We start from the raw sequence: 22,015 nt of genomic DNA on the forward strand, positions 1-22,015 counted from the left end.
CACTTAGACCGAAAACAGACGGAAAGGAGTATAAAATGTTTACTCAGCTTACAGAAAAAAACCAGAATGCAGAAGAACTGAAAGAAACACTTGATGATTTAGAGTTTCAGCTATTTCGCATGCAGGATAATTTAAAAGAAATTGCTAAAAAGTACGAAGTTATCGGTGTCGATCAGCCTGAAGATAATCAGTTAGTTATTGTATCGGCACAAAATGACGGAAACGCATGTAAAATTATGCTAAATGAATGCACAAAAGCCTATAGAGGGGCTTGGGATTTTGCCATCGATGGCGTATATGAAGATACTCACACGATTTTTATTGGTGATATTAAAGGTCCCGCTAATAAGGGATATGGCTCTGTATGTATGAATTATTTAAAAGAAGTAGCGGTTGATCAAAATGTTCATGTCATTAAAGGAGATATCGCTGAGCGCGACTGGGATCATCTCGAAAGATTAATTCATTTTTATGAAAAACATAACTTTGAAGTAAATATTGATTATACGAATAAGTGCGGAGAAATTGAATGGACTCCAGCTTATCAATAAAAAACGAACAGACAGCGTCTGTTCGTTTTTTTTATTTGATATATGCTAAGCTTTTTTTAATACTGCTAAGAGGATTTTCTATGCACTGATCTTGTTCAATGATCCACCATTTTACGCCTGCTTTATTGCCTTCTTTCATGACAGCCTTTACATTTACCCCTCCGGTACCAAGAGGAGCAAAGAATTGCTCGCCGTCTGTTGTCATATCTTTTAAATGGATAAAAGGCGTACGATTTCGATAGTGCTTCATCCACTCAACTGGATCTTCGCCTGCTTTAGTGAGCCAATAAATGTCCAGCTCTACATTTACCCCAGTTTCTTCTAGAATCGTTTGGAGAGCTGACTTTCCAGTTGACAATTTTTTTAGCTCAAAATCATGATGGTGATAGCTAAACGACATGCCTTCTTTTTTACAATAAGCATCAATGTAATTTAAAGAATCAATAAGTTCGAAATATCCTTTTTCAGTTTGTCGTTCAGGCATTAAATAAGGACAAACAATATGTGAATTTCCAACTTGCTGCTCAAAGTGAATCACTTGCTCTAAATTTGCTTCTAATTGTTCAAGCGGCACGTGACTAGAAGCTGGCTTCAGCTGCAAATCCATTAACCACGCTCTTACTTCTTGCGCTGTATATCCTTCGTACCCTGCAAATTCTACCCCTTGGTATCCTAAAGCAGCTACTTTTTGAAGAGTTCCTTTAAAGTCTTTTTTCGTTTCTTCACGCAGCGTATAAAGCTGTACTCCTACAGGTATTTCTCCCATCTTCTCTCCCCCTGTTCATTAAGAAAGTGATTGAACTATGGCTAAATCAACCCAATCTAAAGACGAACAAATTGAACTAGTATGAATTACTTGTTACACAGCTGTTGATTTCCGTGCAAGACTTCGCTTTCCGCGGGCGGCCGGTGAGCCTCCTCGTCGCTTACGCTCCTGCGGGGTCTCACCTGTTCCGCTTTTCCCGCAGGAGTCTTCGTCTTGCCCTCCAATCAACACCTAGAAGCAATTAACTACAATTAAATCTACGTTCATCCTAGAAAGGGAAAAATCCGAACGAATTTGATTCTCGATCAACAATCAGATTCTTTCGGATCCTCCTTTAACTAACATACTTTTTTCTCAACATCTGCTGCTTTTTATTTTACTGCACTTCCAAGCATTCCTGAAATAAAATGACGCTGAAGTGCTAGGAAGAAGACAATGATTGGAATGGTTGCAATCGTTACCCCCATCATTACTTGACCGTAATCAATAATCGATAACCCAATTAAGCTTGAAAGAGCAACTGGCAATGTAGCCATTTCGTTTGATGTAGTCGCAACTAAAGGCCACATAAAGTTATTCCACTGTGTCATAAATAAGAAAATAGCTGCTGCAGCCATCGCAGGCTTCATAGAAGGAAGCACAATGGTTAAAAAGATTCTCATCTCTCCAGCACCGTCCAAACGTGCTGCTTCAATCAGTTCCGTTGGAAAAGCTAAAAAGTTTTGACGTAATAAAAAGATAGCGAACGGAAAGCACAGCTGCGGAACAATAAGAGCAAAATACGTATCAAGCAAATTAAAATTCGACATCAGCTGAAAAAGCGGAATGAGCGTTGCTTGATATGGAATCATCATGGACAATAAAAGCGTCGTAAAAATTGCGTTTCGGCCTTTAAATTCAAATTTAGATAGCGCATATGCAGCTGTAGAACAAACCATTAAAGCTACAATCACATACACGACTGAAACAAATACTGAGTTAAAAAAGACCCGCCCTAAATCAATTGAAGCATTTAAATTTTGTAGATTTGTCATAAATTGATCGCCAGGCTTCAGCGTTGGAGGGTTTGTAAACATTTTTCCCGATTCATTCGTAGCGCCGATAATCATCCAGTAAAACGGAAAAATAGAGATAATCGTGAACAGCCCAAGCATGCTGTATAATCCTATTTTACGCATGATGTTGCTTTTCTTTTTAACCTTAGGCACGGTAGCTACTGCGGTTGCTTCTACTCTCTCTAATACACTCATGATTTATCACCCGTAAATTTAAATTGGAAGAACGTTAAAATACCGACTAATAATACAACAACGTACGCAATGGCTGAAGCATATCCAAAATCAAAATATTTAAAGCCATTTTGATAAATATATAAGCCTAGCGTCATCGTGGAATCAGCAGGGCCGCCTTTTGTTAAGTTAAAAGGTTCGTCAAACAATTGAAGCGTGCCAATTGTTGATAAAATAGTAGCAAACAAGATAACGGGTTTTAATTGTGGAACCGTTACGTGGAAAAACTTTTGAATACGATTTGCCCCGTCTAAATCAGCTGCTTCGTAAACTTCATGAGATAAACTTTGAAGAGCTGCTAGAAAAATAACCATATTATAACCTGTCCATCTCCAAGTCATCGCCACGATGATTGAGACTTTAGCCCAGAAAGGATCTCCCAGCCACTGAATGGCATCGATACCGAAAAACCCTAAAATAGTATTCATAATTCCTTCATCTTGAAGAATGATTGAAAACAAAATAGAATAGGCAACTAGCGACGTTACTGCGGGCAAGAAAAATGAAACTCGGAAAAAACCTTTTAGTCTTAAAAGCTGACTGTTTAACGCGTTAGCTAGTACAAGCGCTAATAAAATCATGACGGGTACTTGAACGATTAAAATAATCCCCGTATTTCCAAGCGCTTTCCAGAAAATATCATCTCCGAGCAAACGTGTATAGTTTGATAAACCGGTAAATACATACTTTCCGCCTTCCATACTCTGAAAGCTTAGAATAAACGATGAAAAAATAGGATAGATGGTAAACAGCGCGAACAGCAAAAGTGCTGGAGCAATAAATAAGTAAGGCAATGATTTATTTGTCTTCATGATGACCTCCTAGTACCGCAAGAAGAAGAGATAGAAGGCAATTTTCTAGAAATCACCTTCTATGCTTCTTGATTATTTTTGAATTCGGTTTTCTAAGCGTTTTTGAGCTGCTTCAAGCGAGTCTGTAACGCCCTTACCATTTGTTACCTCTGACACAGCTTTGACTGCTTCACTGTTTGCAACTGAGTAATTGCCTGTAAAATTAACCGGCTTAATATCTTTCATTTCATCTGCGAATGTTTTCCAAATCGTCTGATTGTTAAAGTACTCATCTTGTGCAGTGAATAATTTTGAAGAATATACGGTATTTAATGATGGGAATAATCCGCCCTTCATCGCTTCTTCTTGAACTTTATCTGTTGTTGAGAAATATTCCATAAATTTGTACGCTTCATCTGCTTTTTGGCTATTTGCTGAAATCACATAGTTGCTTCCGCCTAAGTTAGAAGCACGGTTGCCTCCTTCTTCAAACGAAGGTAATAAAAACACTCCCCATTTTCCTTTTAAATCTGGAGCCTGTTGCGTAATAGAACCAGATAGCCAAGCACCCGATGGTGAACTTGCTACTTTACCTTCTGCTAAAGCACTGATTGAAGCATCCCAGCCCACTGTATTTTTAACAATGCCTGCTTCTTTTAACTTCTTATTTAACTCCATCGCTTTTTTCGCTTCTTTAGAAGTTAAATTGAGCTTACCTTTGTTATTAAAATAGAACGTACCTTGCTGCGTTAGTGCCATTCGGAATAAGCCATCGTCATTATTAAAATCTAAACCTAGTAAATCAACGCCAACTTTTTCTTTAATTTTCTTACCAGCCGCAATGTAATCATCCCATGTTTTGATGCTGTTTGGATCTACACCTGCTTTTTCAAAGTAATCTGTGCGGTAGAAAACGCCTGTCGGACCTGCATCAAACGGGAAGCCGTACATGTCTCCATCCTTTGATAAAAGAGCTCTCTTAAACTCTGGAAATTTATCTTCTTGCTTATCAAATCCTTTTTTAGATAGGTTTAAAAATGCTTTTGGAAATGCATCCAAATATCCTTGGAAACGATCGTCTTCTACTAATACAATATCAGGAAGACCTTTTCCGCCAGCTTGCAATCCTGTTGTTAGTTTTGAATAAACGTCTTCACGTCCCATATCCACTACTTTTAATTTAAATCCTGGATTCTCTTTTTGATATTCTGCTGCTGCTTTCTTTAATACCGGTACGTTAATATTCCAAGCCCATGCAACAACTTCTTTTCCACCGCTACCACTTGTTTCATTAGCGGACTTTCCTCCGCATCCTGCAAGTACTAGGGTTAAAATGAGTGCAAAACTGATTAAACTAAACCAACGTTTCAATGAATACCCCTCCTATGATCTCGTCTCCTAGTGTGGCAAGTTTTTTTGTAAACGCTCACGTCTCTTTCTAGATAGAATTATTGAAAAATAATTCTGTATATTGAAAGCGTATACAATTTACTTAATCTAAATTATATGAATGAATACCCTTTTCCTCAATGGTAAATATAAAAGGCAAAAACCTTACATTTTTGCCTTTTTGTAAATTGATTTTGTTATTATGGTTTCTATTAACTTTTTCGTTCATAAAAAAAAGCGAATGTACTGTTATTGTTGAAACAGAACACAATCGCTTATTTAAAAAAATCCAATGTATACTATTTTTTTGCTACATAAGCAACACTTTCTTGCTTATTTGGGACGTTCTAAGGAAAATAATTGCCCCAATTTACTATAGTTAGAACCCGCAAGCCGGCTGACTGGCTTCACACGTTCTGCAGAAACGCGATCGTTTTCTATCACTTTTTCACTAATATGAAACATCACAACTTCACCGATAAACAAATCTGAGCTGTATGCCTCATCCGTTCCTAATGGAACAATTTGGTGAAGCTTACATTCCATTCGAATGCTGGCTTCTTGAATTCCGGGAACCTGCACTTTTTTGCTCGGTGCTAGTGTTAACCCTGTTTCCTCGACTTCACTCACGGAAGAAGGGTAAGAAGATGCCGCTTGATTCACCTGTTCCACTAAGTTTTCGTCTACAAGATGAACTACAAATTCTTTAGATGCACTAATATTTTTGGCCGTATCTTTCGTCATTTGACCTTCACTTCTCGAAACCGAAACGGCAATCAGCGGAGGCTCTGCCGCAACTACATTAAAAAAACTAAACGGCGCGGCATTTACTACACCGTCATCATTTTGACTTGTAATAAACGCAATTGGCCGGGGAATGACGACACCTGTTAGCAAATGATAATTATCTTTTGCACTTTGTACCGCTGGATCAACTACCTTCATTTTACCCACTCCTTTTCTTCCATTTACTTTATTGTATGGTAACGAAAAGAGCATAGATTAGCTAGCAACTTGCTCACCAAACATGCAAAGAAGAGGGTGAGACATAGCTGCATCCATCTCATCTGAAAACCAACAAAATGAAAAAATCCGAACGATAAATCGTTCGGATCTTCTCTTTAGTTTAGCACCGTTACTTTCACTGTACGACGTCCAAATGCTTTTGCAGCTGACTCAGAAGGTACTAATACGTCAATTCGATATCCTTTAATCGCACCGCCCGTATCACCTGCTGTTGCCACTCCGTATCCTTCTACATATACTTTTGAACCTAATGGAATAACGGATGGATCTACCGCAATAATTTTATGAGTGCCTGAACTTACATTTTGTCCAGTGGCTGTTACGCCGCTGCAGCCTGCACAATTAGCTGTATAAGCTGTTGCTTCTACATACATTTCTTTTCCAGAATGCTTTTGTGTGCTTTCTTCTTTTTTCGTTTCTTTTTCTTCTGAAGAAACGGCTGCTTTCTTCTCTGTAGCCGCAGCTGTTTTTACTTCTTGTTTCGGCTCTGTTTTTACTTCTTTTTTAGCTGTTGCTAATTCAGCTTGACGCTTTGCTTCTGCATCAGCCTCAGCCTTTTCAGCCGCCTGCTGTTTTGCCACTTGCTCAGCTTGCTTTTGAGCTGCTTCTTTTTCTTTTGCAATCTTATCTTGAATGCCTGTTAGTTCAGACTGAAGATTTGCTTTTTCTGAAGAAGCTGCATCAATTTCATTTACGACCGTACTGTATTTTTCTTGCATAGTTGTTAACGTTGCTGTTTGTTTCGCAACGTTTTTATCTAATTCAGCTTGTTTAGCCGCTAGGCTACTTTTTGCTGCTTCTAATACTTTTTCTTGCTTATCAATTTCTTTTTTATCTTTTTCAATTTGATCTAAGTCATTTTGATGCTGCTTTAAAATATCATTATCTGCTGACAATAAAGTTGTGACCGCACCCATACGTGCAACAAAATCTCCAAAGTTATCAGCATTCATTAATGTATCAATAACAACGCTTGTTTTATCGTCCTGCTGTAAAGCAACTAATCGATTTTCAATAATATCTTTACGACTTAACACTTTTTCCTGAAGCAAAACGATCTCTTTTTTCTTTTTCTCAATCATTTTGTTCGCTTCTGAAATCTGCTTTTCAGTCGATGCTAACTCTTTTTTATTGCTAGAGATTACTGTATGTAATGAATTTAATTGTGACTGTATGTTTTGAACATCTGAATTGATAGACTGTTTCTCTTTCTCTTTTTGTTGAACAGCCTTTTCTGTTTCTTTAATTTTATTTTCAGTAGTCTGGAGCGCTTCTTCATTCGATTGGGCGTGAGTCTCTGTAATGCCGGTCATGAAGAAAATTCCTGTGACTGCTGCAAGAGTCATACGCTTAAAAATTTTCATAAAGTAATAGTCCCCTTTCCTCATAGACATAGTTATACCATAAAAAACTAGCTGTTTATGTTACAATACAGTTAAAAGTTTCCCATAATCTGTATAACCAAGAATCTCTTTCTGGGAATTCACCACCAAAATCCCTTGATAGAGAGGTTTACTGTTTATTAAAAAAGATATATTTTTGTCACAAAGGGGGCAAAATTACTCTTTAAAAATCAAAATAAACGCTTATTATTACAGCTATATTACAAATTTTTCACAGAAAATTATGTGTTTTACCGCCTTTTTTCTGTGTTTTTTACTTTTTATTACATAAATTCCACCTACATAATTCCTACACTATTTATAAGGTTGTGACTTTTTCACTTCTTTTTTACACTTTATATATATAAAAAGACGCCCATAAATCAAATGAGCGTCTTTTTTCTTCACACGTATAAAGCCATTATTTTTCAGAGGTTACTAGTTTTAAAGGCACTGGAATTTGCTTATCTACTTTTTTGCCTTGAAGAACATTTTTAGCAGACTTTACGGCAAGTTTACCAATTAAAACAGGCTGCTGGGCTACAGTTGCTCCTAGTTTTCCTTCTTTTACTGCTTTAATTGCATCGTCGTTTCCATCAAACCCTACTACTAATACATCTTTTCCTGAGCTGTTAATCGCTTGAATAGCTCCTAATGCCATTTCATCATTGTGAGCAAATACGGCTTTGATACCAGGGTTTCCTTGAAGAACGTTCTCCATAACGTTTAAGCCTTTTGTACGGTCAAAATCAGCTGACTGTTTAGCCGTAATATCTAGCTTTTGATCTGCAACGTTGTGGAACCCTTTTCCTCGTTCACGAGTTGCTGAAGCTCCGGGCACGCCTTCAAGTTCTGCTACCTGAGCTTTTTCACCTACTTTTTTTACAATGTAATCAGCAGCCATTTGACCACCTTTTACATTATCTGAAGCTACCAGTGTTTCCACTTTTCCTTTTTCTGCTGAACGATCTAGCGTAATAACTGGAATCCCTACATTATTAGCCGATTGTACAGCTGTTGAAATAGCGGCTGAATCCGTTGGGTTAATAAGCAGAATGTTAACACCTTGCTGCATTAAATCTTCTACATCGTTAATTTGTTTTGCTGAATCATTTTGAGCATCTACTACAACTACTTCCATGCCCAGTTTTTTTGCTTCTTTTTGTACTCCTTCTTTTAGGGAAACAAAGAACGGATTGTTTAATGTAGACACGGATAAACCAATTTTAATATCTTTTAAATTCTTACTTTCAGATGGTTTCGCCCACTCAGGAGGCTGAAGTGAACAAGCCCCTAACAGTAATAATGAAAATGATAATAGCACGAGCCAAATTTTCTTCATGTTTTTCCCTCCTAAGCTGACTTTTTGCGATCAATTAATACCGCAATTAAAATAACAATTCCTTTTACGACCATTTGGTAAAACGACGAAACGCCGAGTAAGTTCAAACCGTTGTTTAATGTTCCGATAATCAGCGCACCAATTAACGTTCCAACAATGCGTCCACGTCCTCCGGAAAGGCTTGTGCCACCCAGTACTACTGCGGCGATAGCATCTAACTCGTAAGACGTACCTGCCGTTGGCTGAGCAGAATTCAAGCGAGAAGTCAAAATCGCTCCTGATAGCGCTGCCAATAATCCTGCTAGTGAGTAAATCATAACCTTAACTTTCGGAACTTTGATTCCTGAAATAAATGCTGCTTTTTCATTTCCACCGATTGCATATGTTCTACGGCCAAACGGTGTTTTATGCAAAATCACCCATAGGACAGCAAACGCTAGTACCATCGTAATTGCTGGAACAGGAATACCTAGGAAATAGCCTCGGCCAAATAACTGGAAGTAATAGTTTTCACCTAAGCCCGTAATCGGATTTCCATCTGTATAAACAAGCGTTAACCCTCTAAAAATTGTCATCGTCGCTAGCGTCGCAATAAACGGCGCCATTTTTCCTTTTGTAATAAGTAAGCCGTTAACCATACCCATTACAGCTCCTAACACACATCCTATTAAAATAGCTAAAATAGGATCTACACCTGACACAATCATACCTGCCATTAACGCACTTGATAGAGCAAGTATAGAGCCCACGGATAAATCAATTCCCCCTGTTAAAATAACAAATGTCATACCGAATGCAATTAAAGCATTAATAGCCACTTGACGCAGCAAGTTTAAAATATTTAAAGGTTCTAAAAAGCTTGGATTTAAAATCGATACAATGACAATAAGAATAAATAAACCTAGTAACGGACCTAGCTTTTGCATCACGTTATCAACGCGATTTTCTTTTATCGCTGTGTTTGCTTTCATTTTACTGACCTCCTGTTGCAAATGTCATAATTTTTTCTTGAGTTGCTTCTTCACTTGTCAGTTCACCTGTTATCTTTCCTTCATGCACAACCAAAATGCGATCACTCATGCCGAGTACTTCCGGAAGCTCTGAAGACACCATGATAATAGCCACGCCTCTGTCTGTCAGTTCATTCATAAGCTGATAAATTTCACGCTTCGCCCCGACGTCAACTCCTCGAGTTGGTTCATCTAAAATTAGCACTTTTGGTCCAATGCCAATCCACTTGGCAATAACTACTTTTTGCTGATTTCCTCCCGATAAATTAGCCGCACTCGTCTCAGACGACTCGGTTTTGATCGTTAAACGTTTAATAAGCAAATCTACAAATTGCTGCTCGCTTTTTTGTTCAATAAAGCCTTTTGGCGAAAAGCTGAATAGACTTGGAAGTGCAATATTTTCTCGAATAGAAAAATCCAGAACGAGCCCTTCTGTTTTACGATCTTCTGTAATGAACCCGAGACCTAATTTAATGGCTTGGTCTGGCTTTGTGATACTGACCCGTTTGCCATTTAAGATAATTTCGCCTTTTTCTAACGGATCAAGCCCGAAGATAGCGCGCATAATCTCGGTTCTTCCAGCTCCCATTAGCCCCGCAACGCCGACAATTTCTCCTGATCGCACTGAAAAATGAACGTCTTGAAACATACCTTTTCTCTCCAAGCCTTTTGCTTCAAAAACAACGTCTCCCTTAGGAGATGTCCTAGCAGGAAATCGATCCGTTAGCTCTCTTCCTACCATTTTGCGAACAACATCATCGAAGCTGGTTTCTGGAATCGGCTTTTTGTCTACCGTCTGTCCGTCACGCATGACCGTAATGGAATCACAAATAGCGAAAATCTCTTCCATACGATGTGAAATATAGACAATCGATACACCTTGTTTTCGCAGCGCATTAATTACGTCAAATAACTTTTGAATTTCTCTTTCAGTAAGCGCTGCGGTCGGCTCATCCATGATAATCACTTTTGCATTCGTCATCAGCGCTTTGGCTATCTCAATCATTTGCTGCTGTCCGACAGAACAAAGTCCTGCTTCTTGATCGAGAGGAATGGTGACAGCTAATTTTTCAAACTGCTTCTTTGCTAACGCTTTCATTTCTTTTGTTTTTAAAAAACCTAAAGGTGTTTTTAATTCTTTGCCGATAAATAAGTTTTCAAGCACCGTCATTTCAGGCCAAACGTTCAGCTCTTGATGAATAAAGGTAATTCCGTTTTGTTCTGCTTCTTTTGGGTTTTGAAAATATGTCTCTTTGCCATCAATCAGAATCTGTCCTTCATCTTTTTTATGAAGGCCGGTTAAAATATTCATCAGCGTAGATTTCCCTGCTCCGTTTTCCCCCATTAGTGCGTGAACTTCACCTTCATGTAATTCAAAATCCACGCCTCTTAGTACACGGTTTGCTCCAAAGGCTTTATGAATCCCTCTCATTGCAATATGCATGCTGTTCACCTCTTTTAAAAAATAACTCCCGCTTGTAAAATACAGTTTGCATAAGGAGTTGCTTCTCCTGTACGAATCACAACTTTCGCTTTGCTTGTCAACATTTTCAATTGTTCATGCGATACTTCTTCTACTAAGATGTTTTGCTTTTCTATCAACTCGTAAGCCTTTTGATTTCTTTCTTTCATTTCAGAAGCAATCACTATTTTTTCTGTAGCCATATCTTCTAACACAGCTACTACTACATCTTCAAAGCTAGGCACTCCTAGCTTTAAAGATAAATCAATTTTAGGCACGTCACTCGGAACAGGTAACCCTGCATCTGCAATGACAATAGTGTCTGTATGACCTAGATCTGTTAGTATTTTCGTAATATGACTGTTAATCATTCCGTGACGTTTCATTTACAGACTCTCCTCCACTTCTTTTCGAGTCGGCATGCCGCCTTGCGCACCAAATTTAGTGACGGATAGCGAAGCTGCGCGATTAGCAAACTGAATTCCTTTTTCAAAACCCATTCCTTCGGCAAGTGCCACAGCAAGCGCTGCGTTAAACGTATCTCCTGCTCCTGTTGTATCAATCGTTTCTACTTGATAAGAAGGAACCAATACTTCTTTCTCGCCGTTAAAATAGCGTACACCTTGTTTTCCTTCTGTAATAAACAATTTATTTGGATACTGTTTTAATACTTCTTCTTTTTCTTTTCCTTCAAATAAAAGCGCTGCTTCATGTTCATTTGGAGTGATGTAAGAAACTTGTTCAATCACTTCTGCTTTTAATGGTCTTGCAGGCGCTGGATTTAATAAAAGCGGTACTTTAAGTTCCTGACAAAGCTGAGCAACATATTCAACCGTTTCTTCTGGAATTTCTTGCTGAATAAGTACGATATCCGCTTCTTTAATTTTTTCTTTTGCTTTTTCTACGTAGTCGGGCGTAATATGGTCGTTTGCTCCTTTAACAACTACAATGCTGTTGTCTCCTTCAGCGAGTATAATGTGAGCTGTTCCGCTATCTGAATCTGTAACCGGTTTCACATTTTCCACAGATACACCGTTTGATTTGAAATTCTCCAGGATTGCTTTTCCGTAATGATCTTCGCCCACACATCCAATCATACTCACATCCGCTCCAAGCCGGGCTGCTGCAACAGCTTGGTTCGCTCCTTTTCCTCCCGGAACGGTTTTAAATGATTCTCCTAACACTGTTTCTCCAGCTCCAGGACGAATATTTGATGTTACTACTAAATCCATTGATGAACTTCCAATCACAGTTACTTTAGCCATGTTCCTCAACCTTTCGTGTCGTATTTCGTTCAATAAACGTAACGGGTAGTTGTACTTGCTTTTGAATTAAAGGTTCTTTCTTAATGCATTTCATTAACAGACCTGCTGCTTGCTTGCCCATTTCATAAGCAGGCTGACGAATTGTAGACAGGGCTGGAAACGAAAAGCGGCTTTGCGGAATATCATCAAAACCAATCACTTGAAGATCATCAGGCACGCTTTTCTCTAATCGAAACGCCTCATGTAAAACAGCTGTGGCTACAATGTCATTACTTGCGATAATCCCGTCTGTTTCAGGGTACTTTTGAAAGATTTCCTTTGCCCATTTCTGCGCATCGTCAAATGCTAGAGAATTTGTATTTAATACGTAAAAGTCTGCATCAGACTGACTCAAGACAGAAAGAGAGCCTTGAAAACGTTCCTGAGCAGGCTTTACATTTACTGGACCTTTGATAAGAGTAATTCTTTTACTTCCTCTTTTGATTATTTCTTCTGCAGCAATTTTCCCGCCTTCAAAACCATCAGCATAAACGGATGGATACTGATCAGAACTTTTATCTAAAAACACGACGGGAAATGTAAGACCTTCATATAGTTTCTGAGCTAAACTTGTTGTTGCCGTAATCATTCCTACTACATGATTTTGCGTAAACGTTTGGAGATATGTTAATTCTTTCTCTAACTGCTCATCACTATTGCCAAGAATTAAACGAAATCCATGGCTATGTACTTCATCTTCTATTCCTCGTGCGAGCTGAGGGAAAAAAGGGTTTGTGATGTCTGGAAGCAATAGACCAATCAAACGTGATTCACGTGTATAAAGCGAACGGGCTACTTCGTTAGGGCTGTAGTTTAATCTTTGAATTGTATTCATTACTCGCACACGCGTGTCTTCTTTTACATACCCTGTACTGTTTAAAACACGCGAAACGGTCGCAACGGACACGCCTGCTTCTTTTGCTACATCACGAATTGTTACCACTTTATTTCCCTCCCTCCATATATGTAACCGTTTACACAAATGATATCATGGAAAAGTGAAGTTGACAATCTTTTTATCAAAAAAAAATCACTCCATTAAGAAGTGATGTTTCTTTCATTAGATATTAGCGTCTAGTTTCTTAAATAATTTCAAAAATTGCTCTTGATCTTTCGGCTCATAGCAAGAAAAGAAATGAGCAATCATCTTTTGCACAATTTCATTTGCTTCTTCAATCACTTGTTCACCTTTAGCAGTTAACTCAATGTTTACCTTACGGCGATCCTCTTTAGAGTGATAGCGTGAAACTAACTCTAAATCTATTAAACGAGTAATAACAGGAGTAATCGCACTAGGCTTTACGCGCATCTCCTCTGCCAGCTTGGTTACTCCAATGTGACTGCATTTACCGATAATTAATAAGATATGATATTGAAAAGGCGTAATCCCTTGTGAAAGTAACCTTTCTTTTATCTCTGTCATTACCTTTTTGTTAAGGGATATCGAAATTCTCTGGACCTCTTCAATAAATGTGAGCTGTTCCATGTTTTGACGTCCCCTTTCTTATAATCAGGGAGTCGATTCTAACATGTCAGCCCCCTGCTGCACCCCAAGCGAAACCTAACCTGGGGAGAGCGGCTGGTTTCGCGGAATGCTTATAACCTATTTTCTATCTGTTTTATTCCGTACTATTATAATAGAAGAAACTCATTCATCATCGTTTTTCTTAAACGATCTTAAAGCTTTACGAAAAGCGTCATCATTCATAACGTCACGTTCTTCTTTTGTAAAAACCGTGTCGTCTTTTTCGCCTTCTCTAAACTTTTGCAGCACTTGACGATACATATCATCGTTCATGACATCTTTTTCTTTCTTATGTCTAGATGTTCTTGTTTCCGTCTTCGCCTGCGGCTCTTTTGGCTCTTCTTTTGGTGTTTCTTTTGGTGCTGCAGGTTTTTCTTCTGCTACTTTTTTCTCTGCTACTTTTGGCTCTTTAGGAGCATTTGAAGCAGCCGCTTCTTTTTTAGGTGGAACTGTACGCTGGCGCTTAGAAGATGATGCTTTAGCATTCATTGTAATAATTAGGACAACCAGAATCACAGCTACAACGATCAGTAAAATACCTAGCATACCGTCACCTACTGTCCTTGTGTCATTCGTTTAGTCACTTGAACAACACGTTCTCCTAACGCTTTACCTAGCGCTTGGTCGTTCTCTGTTAATAATTCGTCACCTTCGATTGGACAAGTAATTCCCACACCGTAATAAGTACCGTACAGCGCATTTTCTGGAATGTTACCTGGTAAGCCAGCGATAACCATTCCTTGGTGAAGCATTGGTGTAATTAAATTTAAAAGCGTTGCTTCTAAGCCACCGTGCGTTGTAGCTGTTGTACAGAACACCGCACCTACTTTATCAATTAATTTACCTTCTGCCCATAAATAACCTAATTTATCAATCCACGTTTTTAACCCTGAACTGATTGTTCCAAAATGCCCTGGACAGCCCCAAATAATAGCATCCATTTCAGGCAGTTCACGTACATCTGCTTCTTCTACATGCTTTACATATACAGTTGCTTCTCCAGACAGCTCAGCGCCAGAAGCAATCGCTTTGGCTAATGCCTCTGTATGTCCGCCTTCACTATCATATACGATACAAATTTTCATCCTTTATCCCTCCGTTGCTTATGAGTTCATATCTTTTGGTGCCGGTAACATACGAATATCGTCTGTTGTTTCTTTTTCTATTTCTTCCACTTCCACTACTGGATCTTTACGAACATCACGTAGGAAGAAACTTAAAATCAATCCAATAATGGCAATGATAACTGTCCAGTAAAACGCGTCGTTAATTCCTTGTACAGTTGCTTGAGCTTGAACTTTTCCAGCTAATGTTGTTAAAGCTTGTTTTTGCGCCTCTGTTTGAGAAAGGTGAAGCGTTTGAGCAATCTTTTGAACAAATACCTGGAAGTTATTCATAAAGAATGGATCAGATGTAGTCATTGAACTGCTCATTTCATTCACATGATATGTTGTGCGATTTGTAAAGATTGTAGTCATTAAACTAATACCGATTGAACCACTCACCTGACGAAGCGTGTTCGACATAGATGTACCATGGCTGCTTAATTTTGCCGGCAGCTGATTTAAACCAGCCGTCATAATTGGCATCATTAATAATGACATACCGAATGCACGAATCATATAAATAATAACAATATGACTAAACGGTGTTTCTAACGTTAATTTTGTAAATTCAAATGTTGTTACAACCGTAATCAACATCCCGACAATCCCTAGTGGACGCGGTCCTAATTTATCAAACAGCGTACCAGAAATCGGTGACATGACTAACATAACAAGTGCACCAGGCAAGATTAATAAGCCTGAGTCAAACGCTGAATAGCCACGGATGTTTTGCAAATAAATCGGTAATAAGAACATACCAGCATACATGCTGATTGTAATGGCAATACTGATGATATTAGATAATGAGAAAATATTGTATTTAAATACTCTCACATCAAGTAATGGACTTTTAAGTCGAAGCTGCTGTACAACAAAGATGATTAATAAGACAATACCGCCGATCATCGTTGATAATACAACTGAATCCGTCCAGCCATCGTTTCCAGCTTCACTGAAGCCGTATAGAAGTAAAGCCATACCTGCAAGAGATGTAAACACAGAAATTAGATCTACTTTTACATTTTGAGGCGGTTTAATATCTTTTAATTTAAAAGCTGCAATAATAAGTACGAGTGCACCTAGTGGCACCATTCCCGTAAATAAAATGTGCCAGTCATAGTTTTGAATAACCCATCCTGAAAGCGTCGGTCCAATTGCCGGAGCGAACATCATCGCTAAACCAAAGATACCCATTCCTTTTCCGCGCATATGAGGAGGGAAAATAAATACGATAATGGTCATAACTAGAGGTGCTAGCACTCCGCCCCCGACTGCTTGAACCAGACGTCCAATTAGCATAATTGAGAAAGTCGGCGCGATTCCGCAGACAAGCGCTCCAATTGTAAAGCAGGCCATCGCAAATAAGAATAAGCGACGAACGCCAAAACGTTCAATTAAATAGGCTGATAATGGAATAAGTGCACCATTTACAAGCATATATCCTGTAAGCAACCACTGTGCGGTATTAGCCGTAACGCCAAACTCTGTAATCAGATGCGGAATCGCAACATTTAGCAGCGTTTGGTTTAAAATTGCTAAGAACAATCCAAGCATAAGTACGACTAGTAGCGGGATATGCTTTTTAACTGAGCTTTCCTCTGGTTGTATCGTGTTTGCTGACATCAGTTCCTTCCTCCTTTCTTCTCTTCTTAATCATGTACGTTCTTAGTTTTTAGAGATTTTAACTTCTGCGTTCATACCTGGCAGTACGTTTTCAGAGTAGTTAGAAATAGAGATTTTAACAGGAACTGTTTGTGATACTTTCGTATAGTTGCCGTCTGAATTAGAGCTTGGCATTAATGAGAAAATTGAGTTTGTTGCATAACCGATTTCTTCTACTTTTCCATCGATTGTTGTTTTAGTATCTCCGTCAACTGTTACATCAACGTCATCGCCAGCTTCAATATCTTTTAATTTGTCTTCTTTAATGTTTGCAATGATGAATAAGTTATTCATATCTACTTCGCTAGCAATTTGTTGACCAGCTTGAACCATTTGATTTTCTTTTACCTGTGTTTTGATGATTTTACCATCCTCTGGTACTGTAACTGTTTTTTCTCCATCTTCTGATTGGATTTTAGCTACCTCATCGTCTTTTGAAACATCTTTACCTTCTTCAATATTCCAGCTTGCTACTTTACCTGCCGCTGGCGCTACTACTGTATAAAGATCGCCCGACACTTTTGCATTGTCTGTGGATACATAATTAGATTTTTGAATATAATAGTATCCCCCACCAATAATTAAAGCTAATACTACAATAATTCCGATAAAGTTCATTAAAATTAAACGCCCTCTTGACATTTATTTTACCTCCTTAATATTTCATTCAGTTAAGTATTACGCTAGATAACTTTATCACAAAGATATTTAGTTGTAAATAACTTTGATTTTAATTTATTTTTAAAACTAAACATTTATGTTTCATAAAGTTTTCCCGACTGAATACTTTACTACATCTTTAACTGAAATACAACTTAAAAGTTTTGGTTTCTTTACAAGTACTTTACTTTACTTTAAAGTTAGATATATAAGCATAGGGTTATACATAAAAACAGCTCCTTTTTTTGGAACAAACTCCCTATATACATAAACCACAATAGGTAACTAGCAGCAATTGTTTAACACCTATAATGATAAAGAAAAGGTGATTATGATGGATCAGCAGTTAATAGATAAACTAGAAAAACTTGACCAAGTTAAAACCTCGTTATTTGAACTCAAGCGAAAGCTCTTGGAAGATAAAATCAGTGAGCAGCCCTATAATTTGACCATTACAAAATTTTTAATTCTAAAATTCATTGGAATCAGCTCTAAACGTATGGTAGCCGAAATTTCTTCAAATCTAAAGCTAACCTCCGGGGCTACTACCATTTTATTAAATCAATTAGAAGATGATGCACTCATTAAGCGCGTACGTGACCAAAAAGACCGCCGAATTGTATGGATATCCTTAACAGAAGCTGGCGAAACATTAGTGAACTATGTAATTGAGCAGCGAAATTTATTTTGGCAAGACATGCTTTTTGCTCTAACTCCTGAAGAACAGGATGAGTACCTCCGCATGCTTGAGAAAATGGAAAAACGAATTAGACAAACCGTGGATCGTTAATGATAAAAAGCGTGTGTCCATTTATTTTATGGACACACGCTTTTTATGACCCGCTACCATTGAAGGCTTTAGAAACCTTTTTGCTTTCTGCCTTTAAAATTCAGGATTATTTTTCAAAAATCCCCTCCAAGCCTGTGCTGTAGCTTTCTCAATTTCTTCTTTGGAAGCTTGAAGCCTTTTAGCGCTGTCTCCATAGCCAATTTCGATTTTACCTTTTTTCAATTCTTCAAATATCGAATCAGCAAAGTCATCAAGCGGTGCTCCAAATGTATGAAGTCCCGGTCCTCCTAAATCCGTGTTCACGGCTGGAGGAAGAATTTCTATCACTTCGGTATTTGTTTCTTCTACTTGATGTCTTAAACTAATCGTAAACGACCTTAACGCCGCTTTTGTTGCGCTGTAAATTGGCACCCATGCTCCAGGTGTTAAAGACAGCCCCGACGTTACGTTAATAACCGCAGCACGTTCTTGTTGAACAAAATGAGGAATCAATAGCGAAGTTAAATGAATAGGAGCACTTACATTACTCATTAGTTCTTTTTCGTAATACTGCCACTCTTCGTGCATGTATAAAAGATTTACGCGCTGCTGAATGCCTGCATTATTCACAATAACATTTAATTTTGGGAACCTTTCAGTCGCCCATTTTACCAGCTCTACTCTGCTTTCTTCTATTGATACGTCGCACACTTTTGTATGTAACGAAGGGAATCTTTCTTTTGCTTCTTGCAGCTTTGATTCCCTTCTTCCACAAATAATAACTTCATTTCCTTCCTTTAAAAAACGTTCTGCAAGCGCCAATCCAATTCCAGACGCTCCGCCCGTAATTAAAATAGTGTTTCCTGACATTTTCATTACTTTTCCTCCTCGTTCAACCATCACATTTCCTAATTAATAAACAAAGCGCTACTGCATGAATGACAATAGCGCTTTGTTTATTATTTATCTTACAAGACGTTTTAGTCTTAATTTAACATTAAAAGTCAAAGTTATCTGGATCTGGACCTACGCGATGATTTTGATTTAATGCGTTAATTTTTTCAACTTCTTCTGCATTTAATTCAAAATCAAATACGTCTGCATTTTGGATAATACGATGTTCTTTTGTTGACTTAGGAATCGTTACTACTTCGTTTTGTAAGTCCCAACGTAAGATAACTTGAGCAGTTGATTTTCCGTGCTTTTCAGCAATTTGAGTTAACACTTCGTTATCAAGCAGCTCACCTTGTGCAAGCGGTGACCATGCTTCCACTTGGATTCCTTGTTTTTTGCAGTATTCACGCACTTCTGTTTGTGTTAAAAGTGGATGAAATTCGATTTGGTTTACCATCGGCTTAACTTCTGCATCTGCAATTAAGTCTTCTAGATGATGCACTTGGAAATTCGATACGCCGATTGCACGAATCTTCCCGTCTTTATAAAGCTTTTCAAGTGCTTTCCACGTATCTTTATACTTACCTTCAACCGGCCAGTGAATTAAGTATAAATCTAAATATTCAAGACCTAGCTTGTTTAAGCTTGTTTCAAACGCTTGAAGAGTTGTGTCATATCCTTGATCTGCATTCCACACTTTTGATGTAACAAATAGTTCTTCGCGAGAAACACCTGATTCTTTGATCGCTTGTCCCACGCCTTCTTCATTTTCATAAATTTTAGCCGTATCAATGCTTTTGTATCCAGCTTTGATTGCATATTTAACTGAATCTACAACTTCTTGACCATCTTCTACTTTATAAACACCTAAACCTAACCACGGCATTTTAACGCCGTTTGCTAAGGTCGTTGTTGACTGTAAGTTTTCCATGTTGCTGTTCATCCCCTTTTTTACTGTTGAATTATTCGTAAAGAGTAATTGCTTGTGAAATTTGTTCTGCGCACTGTTTAACAAGTGCAGCATGTTCTTCGTCTTTCTCTTCTGAAATACGAACGGATGGACCTGATAAAGCAATAGCTGCCATTATTTTTCCTTTTCTGAAAATAGGGGCTGCAATACAGCGAACGCCAGGCTCCCGTTCTTCATCATCGACAGCATATCCTCTTTCCTTACTTAAAGCTAAGTCAGCTTCCAGCTCGTCCAGCTCGGTGATCGTTCGATCTGTATAAGCTTCAAGCGAAAGTTCGTGAAGAATAGATTTTTGCACGCTGTCCTCTTGATAAGCAAGAATACACTTTCCAATAGCATTTGCATGAAGCGGCTTTTTATTTCCTACTTCGGAATGCGTACGAGTGCTATATTGCCCGTTCACCACCTGAGTTGTAACCATCTGTTTATGATGGAGAATTCCCGCGTAAATGGTCTCATTGGTCTCTTCACTCAGCTTCTGCATAGCAGGAACTGAGAGCCAATTCATTTCATAGTTCGTATGCATCGTATTTTGTACGAGTGCCAGCACCAGTTGTGGTGAAACCGTATAGCGGTTAGACGGGTTTCTTACAATAAATCCGTTTTGTTCAAGCGTGCTCACAAGACGATACATCGTACTCTTATTAAAACCGAGCGCTTCCATCATTTCCGGAATAGTCATATTCGGACGGTTTAAAAGCAAAGAGAAGATATCTAATCCTTTTTTTAAAGTTCCAACCTCGGACATGCCCTTCTTCCTCCTTTTATCCGAACAACAATTTTATTATAAAACAAAGCTCTTTATCGTATCAAATAAGGAAACTAAATCAACTTATTTTCCCTATATGAGAGAATACATAACGTAATTGTTCTTCTTAATCTATTCCACTGTTTTTTCTATTTAAACATAAAAAAAGCCGTAACAATAGAATTTTTTTACAGTTTTTTAAAATTAACTTTGCTTTTCATTCGTTAACTTCTTCAAATCGCTTCAGCTGCTCCAGCTGATTTTCCTTTTTCATAATTTCTTTCTGACGCTCGCCTAGTAAATCGAAATGAGGATAGCCGGATCGATTATCAATATACTTAGCGGGAATACCATACTTTTCTCCCCACTTAATCAGCTTATTTAAGTCACTGCAACCTACTTTTGTTACGGTAGTTGCGTGCGGAAAACGCTCATCGAGCCAGTAATGAGTTAAAAATGCGATCTCTCCTCGCTTAACAGCTGCTTTCCATGCGTTTAGTTCCGGGCGTTTGATTCCAAATGCCATTATTTCACCTTTTCTCTTTTATATAAGTAGTCACATTGTTTGTTTACTATAAAGAAAAAATATCATTCATATAGAAATCTTTCATAATATCTTGTCTATTTATAACCATCTCTAAATAATAGCGTACTTTCTTCACCTGTTTCCTATCTAACATTATTGTGTGCTTATGATTTTATCATCATCTTCTTTTATTTTTCAAAAAATCAAACAAAAAAATAACGTTTAGATAATAAAGAAAAGCCTTATATGTAAAAGAAACTAAGGGTTAATTTCAACATTTCTATTGTGAACGATTTCTCCTTTATACTGAATGTTGTTCTTTTTTTATTATGGCAGTATGCATTTAGTTTGAAGCTTTAGTATATTAAAAAACTTCCAAAGTTACCATTCTCACAAAAAGACAGAATTTACTTTTTATTCCGAAAATAATATAATTCAAGTGATATGGAGCTTTTTGCTTCATCTATTTATTATCAAAGGGGGAATTCCGCTTGGCGATGAATGAAAATTCTTTAAAGAAGGTAAACAACGCTTCTTCCTCTCCTGATTACACAGAAATTGTACAGTCTGCTTCATTTCAAAAACTTTTGAAACAAAAACGCAATTTTATTTTACCGCTCTCTCTGTTTTTTCTTGCTTTTTATTTTACCTTGCCCATCTTAACGGCTTACACAACCGTCTTAAACAAACCAGCTTTTGCTTCTATGACTTGGGCGTGGGTATTTGCTTTTGCACAGTTTGTTATGACTTGGGCCCTATGCATTTTATACACAAAAAGAGCCTCGAAATTTGATGAACTTGTTGACACGATAAAAAAAGAAGCTGCAAATTGAATAGGGGGTT

The 22,015-nt window shown here is 37.9% G+C and carries 25 protein-coding genes; 3 read left to right on the plus strand and 22 right to left on the minus strand.

Annotation, left to right across the window (positions count from 1 at the left end):
- Window positions 1–35 precede the first annotated feature (35 nt).
- Entirely contained in the window at window positions 36–551 is a 516-nt protein-coding gene (locus AC1VNJ_RS10200) for a GNAT family N-acetyltransferase (protein WP_165635519.1), read from the plus strand.
- 31 nt (window positions 552–582) lie between these two features.
- On the opposite strand, the gene AC1VNJ_RS10205 is transcribed toward AC1VNJ_RS10200, so the two are convergent.
- From AC1VNJ_RS10205 to AC1VNJ_RS10290, 18 genes are all read right to left on the minus strand, one after another.
- Window positions 583–1,317: a sugar phosphate isomerase/epimerase family protein gene (locus AC1VNJ_RS10205; RefSeq protein WP_482640764.1), complete on the minus strand. Its 735-nt coding sequence runs from the start codon at window positions 1,315–1,317 to the stop codon at window positions 583–585.
- Window positions 1,318–1,410: 93 nt separating this feature from the next.
- Complete coding sequence (locus AC1VNJ_RS10210; protein WP_255293447.1) at window positions 1,411–1,545, minus strand: hypothetical protein; 135 nt, start codon at window positions 1,543–1,545, stop codon at window positions 1,411–1,413.
- 143 nt (window positions 1,546–1,688) lie between these two features.
- Window positions 1,689–2,495 carry a carbohydrate ABC transporter permease gene (locus AC1VNJ_RS10215; RefSeq protein WP_013055640.1) on the minus strand — a complete coding sequence of 269 codons (807 nt, stop codon included), beginning with the start codon at window positions 2,493–2,495 and terminating at the stop codon, window positions 1,689–1,691.
- Window positions 2,496–2,563: 68 nt separating this feature from the next.
- A complete protein-coding gene (locus AC1VNJ_RS10220; RefSeq protein ID WP_014461372.1) occupies window positions 2,564–3,418 on the minus strand; it encodes a carbohydrate ABC transporter permease in 855 nt (284 codons plus the stop codon).
- Between the two features lie 72 nt (window positions 3,419–3,490).
- Window positions 3,491–4,768 (minus strand): ABC transporter substrate-binding protein, encoded by a 1,278-nt coding sequence (locus AC1VNJ_RS10225; RefSeq protein ID WP_340843056.1) that lies wholly within the window; start codon window positions 4,766–4,768, stop codon window positions 3,491–3,493.
- Window positions 4,769–5,119: 351 nt separating this feature from the next.
- Window positions 5,120–5,731, minus strand: coding sequence for a flavin reductase family protein (locus tag AC1VNJ_RS10230; RefSeq protein ID WP_016763208.1), 612 nt, complete (start codon window positions 5,729–5,731; stop codon window positions 5,120–5,122).
- A 176-nt stretch (window positions 5,732–5,907) separates the two neighbouring features.
- Entirely contained in the window at window positions 5,908–7,176 is a 1,269-nt protein-coding gene (locus tag AC1VNJ_RS10235; protein ID WP_033578168.1) for a 3D domain-containing protein, read from the minus strand.
- A gap of 439 nt (window positions 7,177–7,615) precedes the next feature.
- Window positions 7,616–8,536: a ribose ABC transporter substrate-binding protein RbsB gene (rbsB, locus tag AC1VNJ_RS10240; protein ID WP_014461376.1), complete on the minus strand. Its 921-nt coding sequence runs from the start codon at window positions 8,534–8,536 to the stop codon at window positions 7,616–7,618.
- An 11-nt stretch (window positions 8,537–8,547) separates the two neighbouring features.
- Complete coding sequence (rbsC, locus tag AC1VNJ_RS10245) at window positions 8,548–9,507, minus strand: ribose ABC transporter permease RbsC (protein WP_033578167.1); 960 nt, start codon at window positions 9,505–9,507, stop codon at window positions 8,548–8,550.
- A gap of 1 nt (window position 9,508) precedes the next feature.
- Window positions 9,509–10,990, minus strand: a complete 1,482-nt coding sequence (locus AC1VNJ_RS10250) for a sugar ABC transporter ATP-binding protein (protein ID WP_482640765.1) — start codon at window positions 10,988–10,990, stop codon at window positions 9,509–9,511.
- Window positions 10,991–11,004: 14 nt separating this feature from the next.
- Window positions 11,005–11,394 carry a D-ribose pyranase gene (gene rbsD / locus AC1VNJ_RS10255; protein ID WP_108674409.1) on the minus strand — a complete coding sequence of 130 codons (390 nt, stop codon included), beginning with the start codon at window positions 11,392–11,394 and terminating at the stop codon, window positions 11,005–11,007.
- Entirely contained in the window at window positions 11,395–12,273 is an 879-nt protein-coding gene (gene rbsK, locus AC1VNJ_RS10260) for a ribokinase (protein WP_063248258.1), read from the minus strand.
- Window positions 12,266–13,255, minus strand: coding sequence for a LacI family DNA-binding transcriptional regulator (locus tag AC1VNJ_RS10265; RefSeq protein WP_482640766.1), 990 nt, complete (start codon window positions 13,253–13,255; stop codon window positions 12,266–12,268). The genes rbsK and AC1VNJ_RS10265 overlap by 8 nt, the downstream gene beginning before the upstream one ends.
- Window positions 13,256–13,372: 117 nt before the next feature.
- Window positions 13,373–13,798: a MarR family winged helix-turn-helix transcriptional regulator gene (locus tag AC1VNJ_RS10270; RefSeq protein ID WP_028412182.1), complete on the minus strand. Its 426-nt coding sequence runs from the start codon at window positions 13,796–13,798 to the stop codon at window positions 13,373–13,375.
- A 162-nt stretch (window positions 13,799–13,960) separates the two neighbouring features.
- Window positions 13,961–14,383 carry a hypothetical protein gene (locus tag AC1VNJ_RS10275; protein WP_482640767.1) on the minus strand — a complete coding sequence of 141 codons (423 nt, stop codon included), beginning with the start codon at window positions 14,381–14,383 and terminating at the stop codon, window positions 13,961–13,963.
- An 8-nt stretch (window positions 14,384–14,391) separates the two neighbouring features.
- Window positions 14,392–14,922, minus strand: a complete 531-nt coding sequence (locus AC1VNJ_RS10280; RefSeq protein WP_014461382.1) for an NAD(P)H-dependent oxidoreductase — start codon at window positions 14,920–14,922, stop codon at window positions 14,392–14,394.
- 18 nt (window positions 14,923–14,940) lie between these two features.
- Entirely contained in the window at window positions 14,941–16,566 is a 1,626-nt protein-coding gene (locus AC1VNJ_RS10285) for a DHA2 family efflux MFS transporter permease subunit (protein WP_033578163.1), read from the minus strand.
- 42 nt (window positions 16,567–16,608) lie between these two features.
- Window positions 16,609–17,247 (minus strand): biotin/lipoyl-containing protein, encoded by a 639-nt coding sequence (locus tag AC1VNJ_RS10290; RefSeq protein WP_028412179.1) that lies wholly within the window; start codon window positions 17,245–17,247, stop codon window positions 16,609–16,611.
- A gap of 352 nt (window positions 17,248–17,599) precedes the next feature.
- On the opposite strand from AC1VNJ_RS10290, the gene AC1VNJ_RS10295 reads away from it, so the two are divergent.
- Complete coding sequence (locus AC1VNJ_RS10295; protein ID WP_025749716.1) at window positions 17,600–18,055, plus strand: MarR family winged helix-turn-helix transcriptional regulator; 456 nt, start codon at window positions 17,600–17,602, stop codon at window positions 18,053–18,055.
- A gap of 93 nt (window positions 18,056–18,148) precedes the next feature.
- Here AC1VNJ_RS10295 and AC1VNJ_RS10300 read toward each other — a convergent pair whose 3' ends face one another.
- The 4 genes from AC1VNJ_RS10300 to AC1VNJ_RS10315 form a co-directional block, all read right to left on the minus strand.
- Window positions 18,149–18,910, minus strand: coding sequence for an SDR family oxidoreductase (locus AC1VNJ_RS10300; protein ID WP_482640768.1), 762 nt, complete (start codon window positions 18,908–18,910; stop codon window positions 18,149–18,151).
- A gap of 121 nt (window positions 18,911–19,031) precedes the next feature.
- Complete coding sequence (locus AC1VNJ_RS10305; RefSeq protein WP_028412173.1) at window positions 19,032–19,859, minus strand: aldo/keto reductase; 828 nt, start codon at window positions 19,857–19,859, stop codon at window positions 19,032–19,034.
- A 31-nt stretch (window positions 19,860–19,890) separates the two neighbouring features.
- Window positions 19,891–20,646 carry an IclR family transcriptional regulator gene (locus AC1VNJ_RS10310; RefSeq protein WP_028412172.1) on the minus strand — a complete coding sequence of 252 codons (756 nt, stop codon included), beginning with the start codon at window positions 20,644–20,646 and terminating at the stop codon, window positions 19,891–19,893.
- 217 nt (window positions 20,647–20,863) lie between these two features.
- Window positions 20,864–21,172: a hypothetical protein gene (locus AC1VNJ_RS10315; protein ID WP_034269656.1), complete on the minus strand. Its 309-nt coding sequence runs from the start codon at window positions 21,170–21,172 to the stop codon at window positions 20,864–20,866.
- A gap of 497 nt (window positions 21,173–21,669) precedes the next feature.
- On the opposite strand from AC1VNJ_RS10315, the gene AC1VNJ_RS10320 reads away from it, so the two are divergent.
- The gene (locus AC1VNJ_RS10320) at window positions 21,670–22,005 is read left to right on the plus strand and encodes a DUF485 domain-containing protein (RefSeq protein ID WP_033579473.1); all 336 of its coding nucleotides are present in this window, start codon (window positions 21,670–21,672) and stop codon (window positions 22,003–22,005) included.
- The last annotated feature ends 10 nt before the right edge of the window (window positions 22,006–22,015 follow it).

Source organism: Priestia sp. 3CA3 (genome assembly GCF_056836725.1).